Source organism: Stutzerimonas chloritidismutans AW-1 (genome assembly GCF_000495915.1).
In the GTDB taxonomy this organism is placed as follows: Bacteria; Pseudomonadota; Gammaproteobacteria; order Pseudomonadales; family Pseudomonadaceae; genus Stutzerimonas; species Stutzerimonas chloritidismutans.
Window position 1 is genome coordinate 1 of record NZ_AOFQ01000046.1, and the last position, 20183, is coordinate 20183.

Sequence of the window (20183 nt, forward strand, 5' to 3'; positions counted from 1 at the left end):
GCGGGCGGGGGCCCCCCCCCCAGCCGATGCTCCAGTGCTCTGCTGTCGCCTGAACCTGGCAGATCGGCTGGCGCGGATCGAGCCACACCTGCGCCAGCTTCGCCGAGCCGGAGGGCAGGGGCGTCGCTGGCGTTGCTTCACTGGCGCGAGCGCCGATACCGGGAAGCTGTTCGAGGGGCAGCTGGCCTTGCGTGGTCCAGTAAAGCGTTTGCTCAGGCAGCTGCTCTGCCAGTCGGGTACGGCTGGGTTGGTCCAGCGTTTCGCTCTTGTTCATCAGCAGCAGGCCGGCTTGGACCAGGGCCTGCTGCTGGCTGTCGGGCAGGGGTTCGCCGCGGCTGAGGGCGGCGGCATCCAGTACCAGCACGGTTGGCTGGACGCTCAGCACGTTCTGCCATGGCGGTAGCCTGAGCTGCCGCAGCAATTCCGCCGGGTGGCCCAGGCCGGAGGGTTCGATCAGCAAGCGGTCTGGTTTTGCCTGACGCAGCAGGCGCGCCAGGCCGACCTGGAACGGCACGCCGTTGACACAACACAGGCAGCCGCCGGGGATCTCCGCCAGGCTGATGCCGTCTGCTTCGGTCGTCAGTAACGCGGCATCCAGCCCGATCTGGCCGAACTCGTTGATCAGCACCGCCCAGCGTTCGCCGGCTGGCTTCTGATCGAGCAGATGGCGAATCAGGCTGGTTTTGCCGGCGCCGAGCGGGCCGCCGATGAGATGGGTCGGGATATGTTCGAGCATGGCGGCTATGGTGCGCATTTTGCGCTGGGTCTGAAAGGGGCGGGTGGCTCATGTTAAAGTCGCCGGCGATTCTCGGAGAGGTGAAATCGTGCGGTTACCGTTCTTGCTGACAGCCCTGTGCGGCCCGCTCGTCGCTGGCGATGTGATGGCCGAAGCGTGCGTCATTAACAGCCACGACGACCGCGTGGCAGTGAAGCTTTGCCAGGCGAACATCAACATTCCCGCAGAGCTGTTCCGCACCGGCTTCTGTCAGCCGCAGCTTAAGGATCACGAAGTCGAAGTGGAGTTCGTCGATCAGTGCCCGGACGGGGCCTTCGGTGTCTGCCGCAACGCGCAGGTGTCGAACATGCCGTACCGGCAGGACATTCACTATTACGGTATCGCCAGTGATGCGCGCTTTCTCCAGCCCGCTTGCGAGCAGAACAACCAGGGCAGCTGGGAGAAGAACTGACCTCGGCCCAGCAGCCATGGGGGTTTCACGTGGAACTCCTGCTGATTTCCCGGTCGCCTTCTACCGAGCCGGTTTCAATGCGCCGCAATCGTCCGCTATCCAGCGCGCGTGGGATTCGATTAGCGAGGTACCGGTCTCGGTGCCTTGGCGGTATTCACTTTCCACGGTACTGACGAACTCCTTGTCGCTGATGAAGCGCGTCTCGCCCTGACCTCGGGCATCAGGGCACTCGAACCTGAATTTCCACAGCTTGTCGCCACGCTCGGTGATCTCCTGGGTACAGGCCGGGTCATCCTGAAAGGGCAGCTCATCGGACTCCACCTGGGCCTTGCTCAGACAGATCTGCACGCCCTTGCCGCCCAGTTTCACGCCCTGCGCGGCCAGCATCTCCTCCATCATCCGGCGCTGGTCGGCGGGCAGGTTCTCCATCTGCGCCAGCATCGCGTCCATGCCGGGCATCTGTTGGCCGTCCACCTGTATATCGCCGCTGCTGAATTCCCAGAGGCCCGGCAGAATCTGCGCATGGGCTGGCAGCAGTGTCAGGGAGAGAAGCGCGAAAGCGGCCAGACGTGGCAGTTGGGTCATGAGCGTGCCTCCGGAGATGGGTTGTTCCTTCAGCCTAGTCGAGCTTTTTCTGCACCGTGCTCGAACGGACGTCGGTCGACAAAAGAACGCGACACAGCGATTGCCGATGGATTTGTGCTGTTGAGAAGCGTTAGCATTAACGCTTGCAGCGCTCATGGGAGGCCGCTTGGCAACTGAAGGTATGGTTCGACAGCAGATGCTGCATCGGCTCTATGCCGAGCATCACGGCTGGCTTAACGGCTGGCTGCGGCGCCAGCTGGGCTGTAATCAGCGGGCGGCCGACCTCGCGCAGGACACCTTCGTGCGGGTGATGACCAAGGATCAGGACATGGGCGCCATCCGCGAACCCAGAGCCTACCTGCATACCATCGCCAAGGGCCTGTTGATCAACCATTGGCGGCGCCGACAGATCGAGCAGGCCTATCTTGATGCGCTGGCACTGCAACCCGAGCCCGTGGCGCCATCGCCGGAATCCCAGGCGTTGATCGTCGAAACCTTGCTGCAGGTCGACGCCATGCTGGCCCAGCTGTCGGCGAAGGTGCGCAGCGCCTTTCTCATGTCGCAGCTGCAGGGCATGACCTACGCCGCAATCGCCATCGAACTCGGCGTTTCCGAGCGGATGGTGAAGAAGTACATGGCTCAGGCCATGTTGCATTGCCTGCTGCTGGTGGCGGAGGACTGATGGGCATTGATTACCGCGTGCTGCAGGAAGCGGCGAAGTGGTTTGCCGTGTTGCAGTCCGGTGCGGCCAGCGCTGGCGAGCGCCAGGCCTGGAGCGCGTGGCTGGAACAGCCGGAACATGCCCGCGCGTGGGCCAAGGTCGAACGCATCAGTGGCCAGTTCCAGCCGCTGGCCGACGATGCCGTCGGGCGCACTGCCGGCGCGATGTTGCACAGCCGCCAATCGAACCGTCGCCAGGCACTGAAGGTGCTGTCCGTGCTTTGTGGCGGCGCGGCACTGAGCCTGGCCGGCGGATCGCTGCCCTGGCGACAGTGGACGGCCGATGAGCGGACCGCGGTTGGTGAGGTGCGCGATCTGCGCCTGGCTGATGGCTCACAGCTCTGGCTGAACACCGATACCGCGGTGGATATCGCCGATGACGCGACCGCGCGCAGGCTGGCGCTTTACCGTGGTGAGCTGCTGGTCGATGCCTCGCCCAGCCAAGGCGGGCGGCCGTTGCTGCTGACCAGTCGTGAAGGTCGCGTGCGCAGCGAGCAGGCCGCGCGTTTCTCCCTGCGCCAGGAAGATGGCCATACTCGACTGAGCGTGTTCGCCGGCGCTGTGGATATCCAGCTGGATGGCTTAGGCATCACCCGTGTGGCGGCCGGGCAGCAGACCGATTTCAGTCGCCGCTACATCGCCCCCCTGTCGGCGGCCCGCGCCGAACATCAGGCCTGGGCGAGCGGCGTATTACTGGCCGACAACCAGCGCCTGGAAGATTTCCTCGTCGAACTGTCGCGCTATCGACACGGCTATCTCGGCTGCGATCCGCGTATCGCCGATCTGCGCGTGGTCGGGGCCTTTCCCCTCGGTGACACCGAGCGTGTGCTGGATGCGCTGGCGGCGACGCTGCCGGTGCGCATCGAGCGGCGCATGGCCTGGTGGGTCAGCCTCGAACCTGCCTCGGCACGGGGTGGCGTGTAGTTCGTTGCGGACACGAATAAAAAATATTCGCATCTGCAGTTCCCTTTCTTCGATCTGGTGGGGCATAGGGCTAAATCCGTCACTCGAACAGGAACACCCATGCGCTCGACCGCCTTGCCGTTCATTCCCAATCGCTCCCGCGCCTTGGCGCTCGGCATTCGTGCCGCGCTGCTGTGCCTGCCGCTGGCCAGCATCGTGCCCGGCGCTGCCATGGCGCAGTCTGCTACCCAGCAGGTGGTGCGCAGCTACGACATTCCCGCCGGCCCGCTCTCCAGCGCACTGAGCCGTTTCGCCGGTGAAGCAGGTGTGCTGCTCTCGGTGGATGGCAGCCTGCTGCAGGGCCTGGAAAGCAACGGCCTGCAAGGGCAGTACGGCGTTGACGACGGTTTCGCTGCGTTGCTGCAGGGTAGCGGCCTGCAGGCCGTCCGCGACAGCCAGGGCAACTACTCGCTAGCGCGCCGTAGCGCGCAGACCGATGCCGTCGAACTGCAACCGATGACCGTCGAAGGTTTCGCCCTGGGCAACGCGCTGGGTTCGATGGAAGGCTACAACGCGACCCACAGCAGCGTGGCGACCAAGACGAGCATGCCGTTGGCAGAGACTTCGCAGACCGTTTCGGTGGTCACCCGCCAGCAGATCGAGGATCAGGGTTCACGCTCGATCGCTCAGGCGGTGCGCTATACGCCGGGACTGATGAGTACGCCGTACGGTGCGACGACGCGCTACGACTATGTCGCCATGCGCGGCATCACCGATGGCTCGGTGGACAACCTTTACCTCGACGGTCAGAAGCTGCTGGGCGACAGCGGCACTTACAGCAGTCTGCAGGTCGATCCGTACTTCATCGAGCGCATCGACATCCTCAAGGGACCGTCCTCGGTGCTCTATGGCCGCAGCCTGCCCGGGGGGCTGGTGGCGATGACCAGCAAGAAGCCGCAGAAGGAAGCTAGCCGCCAGCTGCAGTTCTCCTACGGCAGCAATGATTACAAGCAGGCAGCGTTCGACTTCACCGGGCCTCTGGATGACGAGCGCATCAGTTATCGATTGGTCGGCGTGGCCAAGGATGCCGACAACCAGGTCGATGGAATCGAGGAGCAACGCTTTGCGGTGATGCCCTCGGTGAGCATCGACTTCACCGAAGACACCCGCCTGACCTTGCTGGCGATGCTGCAACGCGATCCGGAGAGCGGCTACCACGGCGGATTACCGGCCGATGGCACGGTGACGTCGCGCAACGGTCAGCGCATCTCGCGCAGCTTCTTCGAGGGCGACGAGGACTACGAGAAGTTCGAGCGCGACCAGCAGATGATCGGCTATCAGCTCGAGCACCGTTTCAATGATGTCGTTTCGGCGCGGCAGAACTTCCAGTACTTGGACTCCACCGTGGACTCGGGGCAGGTTTATCAGTACGGCTACGTGGCCCCAGGTTCCGATGAACTGGTGCGCTACTACACCGGGGCCGACGAAGCGCTGCACGCCTGGACCATCGACAACCAGTTGCAGTTCCTCTTCGATACCGGCGCACTCAGCCATACCCTGGTGACCGGCCTCGACTACCAGCGGCGCAAGGCCAAGGTGGTTTACGACGCAGCCTACGGCCTGCCCTCGGTCAATCCCTACACCGGTGCCGTAGGTGCGGGCAGCCCGGTGTTCTACCACCAGTACGACGAAACCCGTGAGCTGGAGCAGACAGGCCTCTATGTGCAGGACCTGATCAGCCTCGGCAACTGGCGCTTCTCGCTGGGTGTTCGCCAGGATTGGGTGGACGTCTCGTTCGATCACACCAACGATGCGAGCTACGGCGATCAGTCCGATAGCGCCAAGCTCGAGCAATTCACTGGTCGCGTTGGTGTGCTCTATGCCTTTGATAACGGTCTGTCGCCCTACGCCAGCTACTCCGAGTCGTTCAATCCCAACGCCACTGCGGCCTATAACGCGAATGGCAGCGGCGGCTTCGACATCACACTGCTTGATCCGACTGAAGGCGAACAGTACGAGGTGGGCCTGAAGTATCAGCCGCTGGGCACCGACGATCTCTACACCATCTCCTACTTCGACTTGAAGCAATCGAACCTGGCGAACAAGGATTCCAACGAGAACTTCTACCGCGCGGTGGGCGAACTTACCTCCAAAGGCGTGGAAGTCGAAGCTCGTCTGCGGCCGCTGGAACAGGTCAATGTCATCGCCAGCTATACCTACATGGACGTCGAGTATTCCAAGGACTTCACCGGTGCTGCCGGCGTCAACAATCGCGGCAACACGCCCAACGCGGTGGCGCGCAACATGGCCTCGCTGTGGACCGACTATACCTTCGACCGAGGGCCGTTGGCCGGTCTGCAGGTGGGTGGTGGCGCACGCTACTTCGGCAAGAGCTGGGCTGACGCGGAGAACACCCTGCGCATTCCGTCCTACACGCTGTACGACGCCATGCTTGGTTATGACCTGTCTCGCGTCGGGCTGCAGGGTGTCGGCGTGCGTCTGAACCTGAACAACCTCACCGACGAGAAGTACGTCGCCGCGTGCAACAGCCTGAGCCAGTGCTACTACGGCGAGGAGCGCAATGTCATGGCTACCGTGACCTACGACTTCTGATCAACGCTGAACTGCCGCCGGCCCCACAGGGCCGGCGGCTTTGTGCTTTCTGAAGGACGGACAACCGACGATGCGTTCCATTCTCGTGCTCCTGCACCGCTACATCGGCCTGGCCACGGCGATCTTCCTGTTTCTCGCCGGCATTACCGGCAGCATCCTGGCCTTCCATCACGAGCTGGACGAATGGCTCAACCCGGAGTTCTACCACACCACCAGTGAGGGACCGGTGCTGGCGCCGGGAACATTGGTGGAACGCGTCGAGCAGGCCAACCCGCGTATGCAGGTCTGGTACATGGAGTTTCCCAGTGAGCCCGGTCACGCCGCTTTGATGGCGCTGGTGCCGCGTAACGATCCGGCGACTGGCAAGCCGTATGGCGAGCGCCCAGTGGTGCAGTACGTCGATGCGGTGAGCGGCGACCCGGTGGGCACGCGCTACTGGGGCGAATGCTGCTTCTCGCGCAAGAACTTCGTGCCCTTCATCCTCGAGTTTCACTACAACCTTTCGCTGCCGGGCAACTGGGGGCTGTGGTTGATGGGTATCGTGGCGATCGCCTGGGTGATCGATTGCTTCGTCTCGCTGGTGCTGACCTTTCCTCGTGGCCGGCCATTCTTTTCCAAGTGGTGGACGTCCTGGAAGATCAAGCGCCAGCGCATGAACCACGACGTACACCGCGCAGGCGGCCTGTGGCTGTGGCTGCTGCTCACGCCGGTGGCGGTCAGCAGCGTGGCGATGAACCTGCCGGAGCAGGTGTTCAAGCCGGTGGTATCGCTGTTCTCGCCCGTTGAGCCGAGCGTCTACGAGGCCCGCGGGCGGATGCCGGCAGAGCAACTGGGCACCACCGCTTACGACTTCCACCAGGCGTACGACTACGCCATGCAGCACGCCGCCGAGCTTGGCCTGACCGAAGCGATCACCGAGCTGTACTACAGCTTCGAGTACAACTTCTATGGCGCCGGTTTCGGCGAGCACGACAGCAATCAGGGCAATGCCTGGCTGTTCTTCCACGGCACCGACGGTCGTCTGCTGGGGCAGGAGATTCCCGGCCAGGGCACGCTGGGGCAGCAGTTTCATCTGCTGCAGCCGGCGATCCATGGCGGGCGCATCCTCGGCCTACCAGGGCGCATCCTCATCGCCGTTCTGGGCGTGGCGATCGCGGTGTTGTCGGTCACCGGTGTGGTGATCTGGTGGCGCAAGCTGTCGGCAAGGCGGCAGGCCGCGGCAAGGCGGGGGGCGGTGGCAGAGGCGGGCTGACGCGGCGTAGCGACGTTCGCTTCGCCGCTGGGCGAAGCGGGTCGTACTCATCTGCCGTGGGGACCTCGCCTTGGGGCGCTGCCTGAGCGTCACTCCGCCCGGTTGATCAACTCAGGCAACTGCTCGGCCAGTTTCTGCACCCGCAAGGGCGAACGGATAAAGCCGCGCTGGCGGCCGTCCGGGCCGATCAGGACCAGGTTGCCGCTGTGGTCGACGGTGTAGTTTTCCTTGCTGGTATCGCCGGGTATGAAGGGAATGCCGACGCCGTTGGCCAGCGTCTGGATATCGTCCAGCGGGCCGGTAAGCCCTTGGAAACCGGCGTTGAAGTAGCCGAGGTATTCCTTGAGTTTTTCCGGCGTGTCGCGATTCGGATCGACGCTGACGAGGATGATGCGCAGCTGGTCGCGCACGGCGTCCGGCAGCATGCCGTTGAGTTGGCGCAGTTCGGCCAGGGTAGTGGGGCAGATGTCCGGGCAGAAGGTGTAGCCGAAGAACAGTAGCGTCCACTGTCCGTCCAGTTCGTTCAGTTTTACCGCTTCGCCGTCCTGGTCCGTCAGGCTCAGCGACGGCACCGTGCGGCTCTGCGGCAGCACGACGATGCCGGCATCCAGCAACTGCGTGGGGTCGAGCTGGTGCTGGCTGTTGAGCACCTTGGAAACCGTCAGCCCGACGACCAGCGCGATCAGCGCCACGAGAATGAAGACGGTTTTCTGGATGCGGGTCATGAACGTCCTTTGGGCGACTATCTAGAAATCGAGCAGCAGATAATGATCAACCAGCAGCGCGATGAACAGCGCGAACAGGTACCAGATGCTGAATTTGAAGGTCTTGATTGCCGCATGTGGCCGGCTGTCGCGGTACAGCGCGATCGTCCAGTAGAGGAAGCGTGCACCCAGCAACGCTGCGGCGGCGAGGTACAGCGGGCCGCTCATGTGAATGGCGAACGGCATGAAGCTGACCGCCAGCAGCATCACCGTGTAGAGCAGGATATGCACCTTGGTGTAGTGCACGCCGTGGGTCACCGGCAGCATCGGCACGTTGACCTTGGCGTACTCGTCCTTGCGGTGAATCGCCAGCGCCCAGAAGTGCGGCGGCGTCCAGGCGAAGATGATCAGCACCAGCAGTAGCGGTTCGGCGGTGACCTGGCCGGTCACCGCGACCCAGCCGAGCAGCGGCGGCGCGGCGCCGGCGAGTCCGCCGATGACGATGTTCTGCGGCGTGGCGCGTTTGAGAAAGCCGGTGTAGATCACCGCGTAGCCGATCAGCGAGGCCAGGGTCAGCCAGGCGGCGAGGGCATTGGTGAAGGTCAGCAGCAGGGCCAGCCCGCTGACGCCGAGGGCGAAGGCGAAGGTCAGTGCCGCCGCTGGCGAGACCCGGCCTTCGGCCAGGGGTCGCTTGTGGGTGCGGGCCATCACCGAATCGATCTGCCGGTCCACCACATGGTTCACCGCCGCGGCGCCACCGGCACACAGGGCGATGCCCAGATTGCCGAACAGCAGCACCGTCCAGGGCACGCCGGCGCGGGTGGCGAGGAACATGCCCACCAGCGAGGTGATGAGCATCAGCAGCACCACCTTCGGCTTGGTCAGCTCCAGGTAGTCGCGCCAGCTGGCCTGGGCGCTGCGTTCGCTGAGTAGAGTCGCCATGGGGGTTCTCCTTGTGGTCATGCGCGGGGCAGATCGAGCTGCCCCGTCGTGTTCGAAATCGATGCTGGCTCGGTTTGCCGGGCGGCATGTGGAGGCTGGCGCAGCCGGTAATTGACCAGTACCAGCACCAGCAGCAGCGCGGCACCGCCGCCGTTGTGCGCTACGGCGACCGCCAGCGGCAGGTTGAGCAGCACGTTGCTGATGCCCAGCCCGACCTGCAGCGCCAGCGCGGCGATGAGCAGCCCCGCCAGCCGGCCGAGTCCGCGGCGCATGAGCATTGCGGCCAGCAGCAGCAACACCAGCGTCACGCACAGCGCGCCGATGCGGTGGCTGACATGGATGGCCGTGCGCGCCTCGCCATAGAGCAGGCCGCCGAGGTAATTCGGGCCGATGTCGTGGTGGGTCAGGTTGAAGGCGTTGGCGAAGTCCATCCGTGGCCACCATTCGCCATGGCAGGTGGGGAAGTCGGTGCAGGCGACGGCCGCATAGTTGCTGCTGACCCAGCCGCCGAGCGCGATCTGGACGATCACCGCGAGCATGGCGATGCCGGCGAATTTGCGCAGACGACCGTCTACGGCCGGCAACGGAGCAAGTGCACCGGACAGCCGCAGGCACAGCAGAAACAGCAGGCTGAGGGTGGTGAAGCCGCCGAGCAGGTGCGCGGTAACCACCTGAGGCCAGAGCTGCAGGGTCACTGTCCACATGCCGAAGATCGCCTGGGCGATGACCACCGCGAGCAGTAGCAGCGGCAACTTCACCGGCTGCCCGCGTTGGCCGCGACGGCGTATCGCCTGCGCCGCCATGGCGAGAATCACCAGCCCCAGCGCGCCGGCGAAGTAGCGATGGATCATCTCGTTCCAGCCCTTGGTCACTTCCAGTGGCGCCTCGGGAAAGCGCAGCGCGGCGAGGTTCTGCTTGTGCTCGCTCATGGGCACGGCGAGAAAACCGTAGCAGCCTGGCCAGTCAGGGCAGCCGAGGCCGGCGTGGGTCAACCGCGTATAGGCACCGAGCAGCACGACCACCACCGCCAGCAGCGTGGCGATCAGGGCGAGGCGGTATCCGGGTTTGGCCATCGGTTTCTCCTTGGGCGGCCAGTTTGGGACCCCAGCGAAGCGGCAGAGTGCGTCAGCCGATCTGCGAGATCTTCAGCAGGTATTTCAGGTCATCGAGGATTGCCTTGCCGTCGGCTTCGGCGTCGTATCGCAGCACCAGGTTGCCGTGCGGATCGACGATCCAAAGCTGCGGCGTGGCCGGTGCTTCGGGGTTGCGGGCATACACGCCGGCGTCGAGGCCATGGCGTTGCAATTGCGGATACTCGCGACGCAGGCGTTGCTCGTAGGCCTCGTCCAGAGCGGTGGCGCTGGCCAGGGCGTGGCCGGCGCGGGCGGCTTCGCGAGCCAGGCCGATATTGATCTGGCGGGCCAGGTAGACCAGCTGCTGACACTGCGTTTCGCAGCCCTGCGGGGCGGTGACCAGCAGCTCCCAGCGCCGTTCGGAGTCGGCTGCAGTCACGCCGATGGCTGCGCGGTCCTGGCCGTTGGCGATCAGCACGCCGTCGTAGCTGCGGGTCTGCGGAACCCAGAAGCCGAAGCGATACATCGCCGACGCCAGCAGCATCGGGCCGAGTACCACGGCGATTATCAGCAGCAGTTGCAGCCGGCCACGACCGCGCTTCGGCTCACGGCCGGCAAGGGTTGGATTCATCGTTGTCACTGTGCTTCTCCCGTGCCTGATGCACGCCGAAGTAGATGAACAGCGCCAGCAGGGCGGCAGCCATGGCAAACCACTGCACGGCGTAGCCCAGATGCTGCGACGGGCGCATGCTGGTGATCGCCCAATCGGCGCGGTAGGCGCTGGGGCCGGGCTCCAGACGCAATTCATGGATCACGCCTTCGCGGCCGGCCTGCTGCCACATCGCCTCGATGTCGACGTGGTTGATCAGGCGCGGCCAGCCCTCGGCCGTGCGGTGGCTGAAGATGAACGGCTTTCCTGGCGGTACGTAGACCCAGGCAGCGAGCTTCAAAGACTGCGCTGGTGTATCGAAGGCCGGCGGCACGCGGCGATCGGGCCAGGGAATCCAGCCGCGGTTGACCATTACCCAACGGTCGCTGAGCTCGTCATGAAAGGGCTGCAGCAGCTCTACGCCAACCTGGCCGTCACGGGTGCGGCTGTCGAGCAGGAAGCTGTGCTCGGCATCGAAACGACCCTGCAGATGCACGCGGGAAAAGGCCGGCTGGGCGCTGCTTTCGATCTGCTCCGGTGACAGCGGCGCAGCTTGCTGCCTCGCCTCCTGGCGCTCCAGCAGCTCGCGCTTCTGCTCGCCACGTTCCAGCTGCCAGAAGCCCAGCCACACCAGCACCGGCAGCAGGGCCAGCACCAGCAGGGTCGGCAGCAGCCCGGGCCTGAAGCCGCTCATGGCCGGCAGCCTGATGTGTCGATACGGCTGGCTATACTCCACCCCCAATACCCCTGTCGTGGAATCGCTCATGCTCAAGGCGGCGATCGTTCTGTTGTTAGTGGCCACGCTGGTCAGTCTGTTCAGTGGGTTGTTCTTCCTGGTCAGGGACGAGGGCCGCACCTCCCGTGTGATCACGGCTCTGTTCATCCGGGTCAGCCTCAGCGCACTGACCGTTGCGCTGATCGGCTGGGGTTTCTATACGGGGCAGCTGCGCCCCGCCTTTGGTTTCTGATTCGCTAGATCACATAGACGAAGACGAACAGCGCGATCCACACCACGTCGACGAAGTGCCAGTACCAGGCCGCTGCCTCGAAACCGAAGTGCTGTTCAGGGCTGAAGTGCCCGCGCAGGATGCGCACCAGCATCACCGTGAGGATGATCGCGCCCATGGTCACGTGGGCACCGTGAAAGCCCGTAAGCATGAAGAAGGTCGCGCCGTAGATGCCCGAGCCCAGGGTCAGCCCCAGTTCGGTGTAGGCATGTACGTACTCCTCGATCTGCAGGACCAGGAACGCGGCGCCGAGCAGCACGGTCAGCGCCAGGCCGATCTTCAGATGCTGGCGATTGTTCTTGCGCAGCGCGTGGTGCGCCCAGGTCAGGGTGAAGCTGGAGCTGACCAGCAGGATGGTGTTGATCAGCGGCAGGCCCCAGGCACTGATGGTGCCTTCCGGTGCCGGATAGAGCTTGGGATCTGGGGTGTTGAGCAGCGGCCAGGTGTATTCGAAGCCGGGCCAGAGCATGTTGCTGATGCCCTTGTCGCCTTCGCCGGCCAGCCAGGGGCCGGCCCAGTAGCGGATGTAGAACAGCGCGCCGAAGAAGGCGAGGAAGAACATCACCTCCGAGAAGATGAACCAGCTCATGCCCCAGCGGAACGAGCGGTCCATCTGTGCGCTGTACAGCCCGGCGCGGCTTTCCTTCACCACGGCGCCGAACCAGCCGAACATCATGTAGGCGATCAGCAGCGCGCCGACGAAGAAGATCATCGGCCCGCTGGACTCGTCACGCCCGGCTTTCAGGTCGTTGAACCAGCTGCCCAGGCCGTAGAAGGTGACCAGCAGGGCGATTGTGGCGATGATCGGCCATTTGCTCTGATCAGGAACGTAATACTGCTCGTGGGTGGTCTGTTGGCTCATTGCAGACTCTCCTTGGCCGGGGCCGATGTGGCGTTGACGGCCACCGGCGGCTGGCGGGACGTGATGTCGAACAGCGTGTAGGCAAGGGTCAGGTTGTGCACGTCGGCGGGTAGGTCGCGATCGACGATGAAGCGCACCGGCATTTCGATGCGCTCGCCCGGTTGCAAGACCTGCTGGGTGAAGCAGAAGCATTCGGTCTTGTGGAAGTAGGCCGCCGCCCGCGACGGCGAGACGCTGGGGATCGCCTGCGCGGTCATCGGCTTGTCGGTCGGGTTGTAGGCGACGAAACGAATCTCCTGGCTGGCGCCCGGGTGCACGCTGAGCTGGTCAGCCAGCGGGCCGAACTCCCAGCTCATGCCGGCGGCGTTGGTGGCGAGGAACTGCACCCGCACCGCCCGCGCCGCGTCGGCGCTCTGCGAGCCGGTGTAGGCGCCGGCGGTCTTGCCGTTGATGCCGAACGCCTGGCACATGACGTCGTAGATCGGCACCAGCAAGAAGCCGAAACCGAACATGCCGACCACGACGAACAGCAGGCGGCGGACCAGGCGCCGCGTGGGCAGGGACTCGTTCATGGCAGCCTCCCCGATCGAGGGTTGCGGGCGGCCCGGCAACCTCCGGTCACACCCCGATGCATGCTCACGGCGTCAGCTCCCCGCCGGTGCCCTTGCGGTGCTCGTGCACATGGCTCATGTCCGGCGGCACCTGGAAGGTGTGGTAAGGCGCCGGCGAGGGCACGCTCCATTCCAGTCCCTCTGCGCCGTCCCATGGCTTGGCCGGTGCGGGTGCGCCGCCGCGGATGCACTTGATGACGATGAACAGGAACAAGAGCTGGGTGGCGCCGAACATGAAGGCGCCGACGCTGGAGACCATGTTGAAGTTGGCGAACATCATGTTGTAGTCGGGGATGCGTCGCGGCATGCCGGCCAGGCCGACGAAGTGCATCGGAAAGAACGCCAGGTTCATGCCGATGAAGCTCATCCAGAAATGCAGCTTGGCCAGGGTTTCGTCGTACATGTGCCCGGTCCACTTCGGCAGCCAGTAGTAGGCCGAGGCGAAGATGCCGAAGATCGCCCCGGGCACCAGCACGTAGTGGAAGTGCGCCACCACGAAGTAGGTGTCGTGGTACTGGAAGTCCGCGGGCGCGATGGCCAGCATCAGCCCGGAGAAACCGCCGATGGTGAAGAGGATGACGAAAGCCACCGCGAACAGCATCGGCGCCTCGAATGTCAGCGAGCCGCGCCACATCGTCGATACCCAGTTGAACACCTTCACCCCGGTGGGCACGGCGATCAGCATGGTGGCGTACATGAAGAACAGCTCGCCGGTCAGCGGAATGCCGACGGTGAACATGTGGTGCGCCCAGACGATGAACGAGAGAAAGGCGATGGCGCCGGTGGCATAGACCATCGAGGTGTAGCCGAACAGCGGCTTGCGGCTGAACGCCGGGATGATCGAGCTGACCGCGCCGAAGGCCGGCAGGATCATGATGTACACCTCGGGATGGCCGAAGAACCAGAACACGTGCTGGAACAGCACCGGGTCGCCGCCACCGGCCGCGCTGAAGAAGCTGGTGCCGAAGTGGATGTCCATCAGCATCATGGTCACCACGCCCGCCAGCACCGGCATCACCGCGATCAAGAGGAAGGCGGTGATCAGCCAGGTCCAGACGAACAGCGGCATCTTCATCAGCGTCATGCCTGGCGCGCGCAGGTTGAGGATGGTGGCGATCACGTTGATCGCGCCCATGATCGAGCTGATGCCCATCAGGTGGATGGCAAAGATGAAGAAGGTCACCGACTCCGGCGCGTAGGTCGTCGACAGCGGCGCATAGAAGGTCCAGCCGAAGTTCGGCCCGCCGCCTTCCATGAACAGCGTCGAGACCAGCAGGCCGAAGGCCGCCGGTAGCAGCCAGAAGCTGAAGTTGTTCATCCGTGGCAGCGCCATGTCCGGCGCGCCGATCATCAGCGGGATCATCCAGTTGGCCAGGCCGACGAAGGCCGGCATTACTGCGCCGAACACCATGATCAGGCCGTGCATGGTGGTCATCTGGTTGAAGAATTCCGGCTGCACGATCTGCAGGCCCGGCTGGAACAGCTCGGCGCGGATCACCATGGCCATCGAGCCACCGAGCAGGAAGGCGCAGAAGCTGAACCACAGGTACATCGAGCCGATGTCCTTGTGATTGGTGGTCAGCAGCCAGCGCGAGAGACCCTGGGCCGGGCCGTGGTGGTGGTCATGTCCGGCATGACCATGATCGTCGATCACTGCACTCATCACCGAATCCTCTTACTGGGTGGCTTCTTCGGCCTGTTTGAAGTCGAGCACGTCTTTCGGCGTGACCATTTCGCCGGTCTCGTTGCCCCAGGCGTTGCGCTCGTAGGTGATGACCGCGGCCAGGTCGACTTCCGACAGCTGCTTGCCGAAGGCCGCCATGGCGGTGCCCGGCTTGCCGTTGACGACGATGTCGATGTGCGCCTCGATGTCGCCGGTGGCGATGGCCGAGCCTTTGAGGGCCGGGAACATCGGCGGGATGCCTTCGCCGCCGGCCTGGTGGCAGGACGCGCAAGCGGTCTGGTAGACCTTCTCGCCGTGCGCGGAGAGCTCTTCCAGCGTCCAGTCCTTGCTGGTCAGTTCAGCCACCTTGGCGGCCTCTGCTTTCTTCTCGCCGAGCCAGGCGGCGTAGTCCTCGGCGGACTTGACCTCCACCACCACCGGCATGAAGCCGTGGTCCTTGCCGCACAGCTCGGTGCACTGGCCGCGGTAGATGCCGGGCTCTTCGACGCGGGTCCAGGATTCGTTGATGAAGCCGGGGATGGCGTCCTTCTTCACCGCCAGATCCGGCACCCACCAGGAGTGGATGACGTCTGCCGCGGTGATCAGGAAGCGCACCTTGGCGCCGGCGGGAATCACCAGCGGCTCGTCGACTTCCAGCAGGTAGTTTTCGCCCTTGGGCGCCTGGTTGTTGATCTGCTCGCGCGGCGTGGTGAGGTTGCTGAAGAACTCCACGTCCTCGCCCAGATACTTGTAGTGCCACTTCCACTGGTAGCCGGTGATCTGCACGTCGACGTCCGATTCGCTGGAGTCGTAGATGTGGATCAGCGTGCGCGTCGCCGGGATCGCCATGCCCACCAGGATCAGTAGCGGGATGACCGTCCAGAGCACCTCGACGCGGGTGTTTTCGTGGAAGTGAGCGGAATGCTGACGCTTGGAGCGGCGGTGCGCGACCATCGACCAGATCATCACGCCGAATACCAGCACGCCGATGACCACACAGATCCAGAAGATCGTCATGTGCAGATCGAACACCGAACGGCTGACGTCGGTGGCGCCGGAGCGCATGTTCACGTCCCAGGCCGCCTGGGCCTGGCCAAATATTGCCGAAAGCCCAAGCCCCATCCAGATGCATGGATGTCGAGACATTGCGGGTTCCCCTTATGATTCTTGTTATCCCGCCGACCGCCATCGCACCGCCGAAAATCGGCTGGCCGGGGAAACCATTCCCGTCATGCCAGCTACGTTTTCGATCGGTCCGATTCTGCCCAACGCCACCCGCGAAACGCTCGCTGGCGACATGGACGCTTGCACGCGCAGTCGGAACTCAATCAGGTACGCCTACGATTCGGAGTATAGACAGCGATCCCACTCTGGCAATTTAAGCGCGGGGCGCGTCTGGCTCGGGCTGTGTGGGGGCATCGTTCTTCTTCACCCCACGCAGGTTCATCAGCGCCAGGCAGACCTGCAGGGTGATCAGCGCCCAGGCCTCGGCGTGCCAGCCCCAGATCACCCAGAGCAGGTTGCTCAGCAGAAAACAGCAGAAGCCGACGAAGCGCCGGCCGGGCTGCAGCGAGCCGATCAGCCAGGCGGCGATCACCGTGACCACCATGGCCGGCCATTGCAGCAGATCGATATAGACGTCCAATTCAATCCTCCAGAAGCGCCGGCAGCGCATGGGCTTACCCGATGCGCTGCCGGCTAGATGCACGTTGTGCATGGTCGTGTCTGAAAGATGAGGGGGCTGGTCGCCCTGATTAGTTCCCGTCGGCAGCCGCGGCAAGATGCACGGCCTGCCGGCGGCGACCTTCGACCCGTCGCGTCAGTGCCCGCGGCTCGATGATCAGCCGTGCGCCGCTGGCCTGGTTGGCGCGCTGCCATTCTTCCAGCAGCTCCATGCAGGCATGGTCGATGTACTGCAGGTGTGTCATCGGCACATGCACGCAGGCATTCTTCGGTACGCCATCCAGCGCGCGGGCCAGTCGCGGCACCTTCAGAAAGGTCGCTGCGCCCTGCATGCGCAGTTCGACCCGGCGGCCTTCCTGCACCACCGCGACCCTCAGCCGCGAAGCCTGCCAGGCCAGTTGCCCCAGGGTCAGTGCGAAGCCCAGCAGGACGCCGGTCAGCAGGTCGGTGGCGACGATGGTCAGCGCCGTGGCGAGATGGATCAGCATGGCCATGCGCCCGTAGCGGCCGAGCTGGCGCAGCGCGTTCAGGTCGATCAGCTTGAGCCCGGTGTAGACCAGCACACCGGCCAGGCTGGCGATTGGAATCTGCTCCAGCAGCGCTGCCAGCAGCACCACCGCGGCCAGCAGCCAGAGCGCGTGCAGCATGGCCGACAGCCGCGTGCGTGCACCGGCCTGCACATTGGCCGAGCTGCGCACGATCACGCCGGTCATCGGCAGCGCGCCGAGCACGCCGCAGAGCATGTTGCCGACGCCCTGGGCGGTGAGCTCGCGGTCGAAATCGGCGCGCAGGCCCTGGTGCATGCGATCGACCGCCGCGGCGGAAAGCAGGGTTTCGGCGCTGGCGATAAAGGCCACGGCCAGCGCCGCGACCAGCAGACCGGGATCGGCGAAGGTCAGCAGATCGGCCGGTTGCAGCCAGCTGATGGCATCGGCGAGATTGTCCGGCACCTCGACACGGCGCACGTCGAGCCCCAGCCACAGCCCCGCCAGCGTTGCCGCCGCGACACCCAGCAGCGCGCCGGGCAGCAGGCGCAGGCGCTGCGGCTTGAGCCGATCCCATGCCCACATGCAGGCGATGGTCAGCAGGCCGAGAGATGCGGCGATCAGTCCGTTACCGCCGCCGGAAAACGGCAGCGCGGCCCATAGCGCGGCGGGAAAGGCGCCGATATTGTCCAGTCCGGAGGCTTCCGGCTGCCCGTCCAGCATCACGTGCAACTGCGACAGCACGATGAGGATGCCGATGCCGGCCAGCATGCCGTAGACCACCGCCGGCGCGGTGACGCGGAACCAGCAACCCAGCTTCAGCCGACCGGCCAGCAGTTGCAGCGCACCGGCCAGTAGCAGGATCGGCCCGAGCATGGCCGCTCCGTATTGCTGCACCAGTTCGAACACCAGCACCGTGAGTCCGGCGGCCGGACCGCTGACCTGCAGGGGTGCACCGGCCAGCCAACCCACTACCAGCCCGCCGACTATGCCGGTGATCACGCCTTTGGCGGGCGGCATGCCCGAGGCGATGGCGATGCCCATGCACAACGGCAGGGCCACCAGAAAAACCACCACGGACGCCATCAGGTCACGCGGCAGCGTTGCTTTGAGTGTTTGTGCATTCATTCAAAAAACCTCGACACGCGGCGACGCCCCCGGGGCGTCGCCTGAAGCGAAAGCCAATGCCTTGCGGCCGGCGGTTCAGGCCTGCAGGTAGCGCGGCGTGGGCGTTGCTACCGGCAGCGGGCCGTCGCCGTCCAGCGGCGCGAAACGGCCGCTGGTGGCGTCGTAGGCGAGGATTTCGCTGGTCTCGATGCAATAGACCCAGCCGTGGATCGACAGCTGACCGCCGGCGAGGCGCGCGGCGACCGAGGGATGGGTGCGCAGGTGGTCGAGCTGGGCCACCACGTTCTCTTCGGTGAGCACGCCCAGGGCTTCGCCCGCGCCGCAGCTGCAGTTCTGCTCCACCAGGCTGCGCGCCACTTCGCAATGGCGCAGCCAGGCCTTCACCGTGGGCATCCGTTGCAGGCCGCTGGGGTCGAGCACCGCTTTCATCGCGCCGCAGTCGGAATGCCCGCAGATGATGATGTGCTGCACGTTGAGCGCCATCACCGCGTACTCGATGGCGCTGGAGACGCCGCCGTTCATCTGGCCGTAGGGTGGCACCACATTGCCGACGTTACGGGTGACGAACAGGTCGCCGGGCGAACTCTGGGTGATCAGCTCGGGAACGATGCGCGAGTCGGCGCAGGTGATGAACATCGCACGCGGCTGCTGGGCCCTGGCCAGGCGGGCGAACAGCGCCTGCTGTTCGGGATAGACCTCGGTGCGAAAGCGGCGAAAGCCATCGACCAGATGGGCGAAGGATTCGTCGGCGCTTTCGCCACGTGCGGATGGTTCGTTGCGCTCGGCGCGAGCGGTGAATATTTCACGCATGGGTGGTCTCCTGATGCAGGGCAAGGCATGCCAGCACTCATCCAGGCCGGTCGTGCGGCTGGTGACTGGCTGGTCACATTTGCCCCGAGGCTAGTCAGTGAGACTTAACTGAAACTGAACGAACCGCTCTAGGACGAGCCTTTTCGGCTTTCTGATTGCTGTCGTAGTGATGGCGCTGGCGGCGCTTGCGTGGTCTCAGAGCAACGACATCTGCGAACCCGGCACGGCAAAACGGCTGCAATCCAGGCCGTAGTTCTGATCCCGTCGATTGAAGCCCAGGCGCTTGCACGCCAGCTGAAAGCGTTGCGCCAGCAGCTGGGCGAATTGGCCTTCTCCGCGCATGCGGCTGCCGAAGCGGCTGTCGTAATCCTTGCCGCCGCGCGATTGGCGCACCAGGCTCATGACATGGGCAGCGCGCTGCGGAAAATGCTCCTGCAGCCATTCATCGAACAGCGTCGCCACTTCGTGGGGCAGGCGCAGCAGCACATAGCCGGCCGAGCGCGCACCGGCTTCGCGGGCGGCTTCGAGCATCCGCTCCAGCTCCATGTCGTTGATCATCGGAATCATCGGCGCGCACATCACGCTGACCGGCACGCCAGCCTCATGCAGGGTGCGCAACACCCGCAGCCGCGCCGAGGGTGAGGCCGCGCGCGGCTCCATGATGCGTTTCAGCTCGTCGTCCAGCGTGGTCAGGCTGACGGAGACGCTGACCAATCGCTGCTCGGCCAACGGCACCAGCAGATCGAGATCGCGCAGCACCAGCGAACCCTTGGTAATGATGTGCACCGGGTGCCTGAAGCGCAGCAGGATCTCCAGCGCCTGGCGCGTCAGGCACTGCTCGCGCTCAAGCGGCTGATAGGCATCGGTGTTCACTCCCAGGGCGATCGGTTGCGGCACGTAGCCCGGCTTGGAGAGTTCCTGTTCGAGGCGCTCGGCGAGGTTGGTCTTGGCGATCAGCCGCGTCTCGAAGTCGATGCCTGGCGACAGGTCCCAATAGGCGTGACTGGGCCGCGCGAAGCAGTAGATGCAGCCGTGTTCGCAGCCTCGATAGGGATTGACCGAGCGATCGAAACCCACGTCAGGCGACTGGTTACGGGTCAGTACGCTCTTGGCCGTCTCCAGGCGCACCTCGGTGGCGCGGGTCGGCGGCACGTCCTGTTCCCAGCCGTCGTCGTATGCCTCGCTGCGTGTCGGCGCGAAACGGTTGTCCGGGTTGATCGCAGTGCCGCGGCCGCGTGGTGTGGCACGGGGGAAGCTCATGGGGTGTCGGTCCGATTACTGTTCATTCATACAGTAATCGTCTCGA

The 20183-nt window shown here is 64.6% G+C and carries 21 protein-coding genes; 6 read left to right on the forward strand and 15 right to left on the reverse strand.

From position 1 onward, the window contains the following. On the reverse strand, nucleotides 1–736 hold a 736-nt coding region (locus F753_RS38805; protein ID WP_031297865.1), incomplete at its 3' end, for a GTP-binding protein. 88 nt (nucleotides 737–824) lie between these two features. Between F753_RS38805 and F753_RS38810 the strand changes: the two genes are divergently transcribed. Further along, nucleotides 825–1187: a hypothetical protein gene (locus F753_RS38810; protein ID WP_031297866.1), complete on the forward strand. Its 363-nt coding sequence runs from the start codon at nucleotides 825–827 to the stop codon at nucleotides 1185–1187. A gap of 60 nt (nucleotides 1188–1247) precedes the next feature. Here F753_RS38810 and F753_RS38815 read toward each other — a convergent pair whose 3' ends face one another. Continuing rightward, the gene (locus F753_RS38815; protein WP_023445723.1) at nucleotides 1248–1772 is read right to left on the reverse strand and encodes a DUF3617 domain-containing protein; all 525 of its coding nucleotides are present in this window, start codon (nucleotides 1770–1772) and stop codon (nucleotides 1248–1250) included. A gap of 166 nt (nucleotides 1773–1938) precedes the next feature. Here F753_RS38815 and F753_RS38820 point away from each other — a divergent pair, with 166 nt between their 5' ends. The 4 genes from F753_RS38820 to F753_RS38835 all read left to right on the forward strand — a co-directional run bounded on the left by F753_RS38820 (nucleotide 1939) and on the right by F753_RS38835 (nucleotide 7260). After that, on the forward strand, nucleotides 1939–2454 hold the full coding sequence (locus F753_RS38820) for a sigma-70 family RNA polymerase sigma factor (protein ID WP_031297867.1): 516 nt from the start codon (nucleotides 1939–1941) through the stop codon (nucleotides 2452–2454). Beyond that, nucleotides 2454–3416 (forward strand): FecR domain-containing protein, encoded by a 963-nt coding sequence (locus tag F753_RS38825; RefSeq protein ID WP_023445725.1) that lies wholly within the window; start codon nucleotides 2454–2456, stop codon nucleotides 3414–3416. Before F753_RS38820 ends, F753_RS38825 begins: the two co-directional genes overlap by 1 nt. A 99-nt stretch (nucleotides 3417–3515) precedes the next feature. Then, nucleotides 3516–6008 (forward strand): TonB-dependent siderophore receptor, encoded by a 2493-nt coding sequence (locus F753_RS38830; RefSeq protein ID WP_023445726.1) that lies wholly within the window; start codon nucleotides 3516–3518, stop codon nucleotides 6006–6008. Between the two features lie 70 nt (nucleotides 6009–6078). Then, nucleotides 6079–7260 carry a PepSY-associated TM helix domain-containing protein gene (locus F753_RS38835; protein WP_023445727.1) on the forward strand — a complete coding sequence of 394 codons (1182 nt, stop codon included), beginning with the start codon at nucleotides 6079–6081 and terminating at the stop codon, nucleotides 7258–7260. Nucleotides 7261–7349: 89 nt separating this feature from the next. Here the strand turns inward: F753_RS38835 and F753_RS38840 are convergent, their stop codons facing one another. The 5 genes from F753_RS38840 to F753_RS38860 are packed head-to-tail and all read right to left on the reverse strand — an operon-like array spanning nucleotide 7350 to nucleotide 11322. After that, nucleotides 7350–7985 (reverse strand): SCO family protein, encoded by a 636-nt coding sequence (locus tag F753_RS38840; RefSeq protein WP_023445728.1) that lies wholly within the window; start codon nucleotides 7983–7985, stop codon nucleotides 7350–7352. Between the two features lie 21 nt (nucleotides 7986–8006). Next, nucleotides 8007–8906, reverse strand: coding sequence for a heme o synthase (gene cyoE, locus F753_RS38845; RefSeq protein ID WP_023445729.1), 900 nt, complete (start codon nucleotides 8904–8906; stop codon nucleotides 8007–8009). A 17-nt stretch (nucleotides 8907–8923) separates the two neighbouring features. Continuing rightward, nucleotides 8924–9979 carry a COX15/CtaA family protein gene (locus F753_RS38850; RefSeq protein WP_023445730.1) on the reverse strand — a complete coding sequence of 352 codons (1056 nt, stop codon included), beginning with the start codon at nucleotides 9977–9979 and terminating at the stop codon, nucleotides 8924–8926. A 52-nt stretch (nucleotides 9980–10031) separates the two neighbouring features. Continuing rightward, nucleotides 10032–10610 carry a hypothetical protein gene (locus F753_RS38855; RefSeq protein ID WP_023445731.1) on the reverse strand — a complete coding sequence of 193 codons (579 nt, stop codon included), beginning with the start codon at nucleotides 10608–10610 and terminating at the stop codon, nucleotides 10032–10034. After that, nucleotides 10585–11322 (reverse strand): SURF1 family protein, encoded by a 738-nt coding sequence (locus F753_RS38860; protein WP_023445732.1) that lies wholly within the window; start codon nucleotides 11320–11322, stop codon nucleotides 10585–10587. The genes F753_RS38855 and F753_RS38860 overlap by 26 nt, the downstream gene beginning before the upstream one ends. A gap of 70 nt (nucleotides 11323–11392) precedes the next feature. Between F753_RS38860 and F753_RS0125065 the strand changes: the two genes are divergently transcribed. Next, a complete protein-coding gene (locus F753_RS0125065; RefSeq protein ID WP_003303658.1) occupies nucleotides 11393–11596 on the forward strand; it encodes a twin transmembrane helix small protein in 204 nt (67 codons plus the stop codon). A 4-nt stretch (nucleotides 11597–11600) separates the two neighbouring features. Here F753_RS0125065 and F753_RS38865 read toward each other — a convergent pair whose 3' ends face one another. The 8 genes from F753_RS38865 to F753_RS38900 form a co-directional block, all read right to left on the reverse strand. Further along, nucleotides 11601–12497 (reverse strand): cytochrome c oxidase subunit 3, encoded by an 897-nt coding sequence (locus F753_RS38865; RefSeq protein WP_023445734.1) that lies wholly within the window; start codon nucleotides 12495–12497, stop codon nucleotides 11601–11603. Further along, nucleotides 12494–13069 (reverse strand): cytochrome c oxidase assembly protein, encoded by a 576-nt coding sequence (locus F753_RS38870; RefSeq protein WP_023445735.1) that lies wholly within the window; start codon nucleotides 13067–13069, stop codon nucleotides 12494–12496. Before F753_RS38870 ends, F753_RS38865 begins: the two co-directional genes overlap by 4 nt. Nucleotides 13070–13133: 64 nt before the next feature. Next, entirely contained in the window at nucleotides 13134–14771 is a 1638-nt protein-coding gene (ctaD, locus tag F753_RS38875; protein WP_023445736.1) for a cytochrome c oxidase subunit I, read from the reverse strand. A 12-nt stretch (nucleotides 14772–14783) separates the two neighbouring features. Then, nucleotides 14784–15917, reverse strand: coding sequence for a cytochrome c oxidase subunit II (coxB, locus tag F753_RS38880; protein WP_031297869.1), 1134 nt, complete (start codon nucleotides 15915–15917; stop codon nucleotides 14784–14786). A gap of 232 nt (nucleotides 15918–16149) precedes the next feature. Beyond that, nucleotides 16150–16416 (reverse strand): hypothetical protein, encoded by a 267-nt coding sequence (locus tag F753_RS38885; protein WP_003303649.1) that lies wholly within the window; start codon nucleotides 16414–16416, stop codon nucleotides 16150–16152. A gap of 109 nt (nucleotides 16417–16525) precedes the next feature. Continuing rightward, nucleotides 16526–18067: a SulP family inorganic anion transporter gene (locus tag F753_RS38890; RefSeq protein ID WP_023445738.1), complete on the reverse strand. Its 1542-nt coding sequence runs from the start codon at nucleotides 18065–18067 to the stop codon at nucleotides 16526–16528. 75 nt (nucleotides 18068–18142) lie between these two features. Further along, nucleotides 18143–18877, reverse strand: a complete 735-nt coding sequence (locus F753_RS38895) for a carbonic anhydrase (RefSeq protein WP_023445739.1) — start codon at nucleotides 18875–18877, stop codon at nucleotides 18143–18145. A 195-nt stretch (nucleotides 18878–19072) separates the two neighbouring features. Further along, nucleotides 19073–20137 carry a PA0069 family radical SAM protein gene (locus tag F753_RS38900; protein ID WP_023445740.1) on the reverse strand — a complete coding sequence of 355 codons (1065 nt, stop codon included), beginning with the start codon at nucleotides 20135–20137 and terminating at the stop codon, nucleotides 19073–19075. Nucleotides 20138–20183 lie beyond the last annotated feature (46 nt).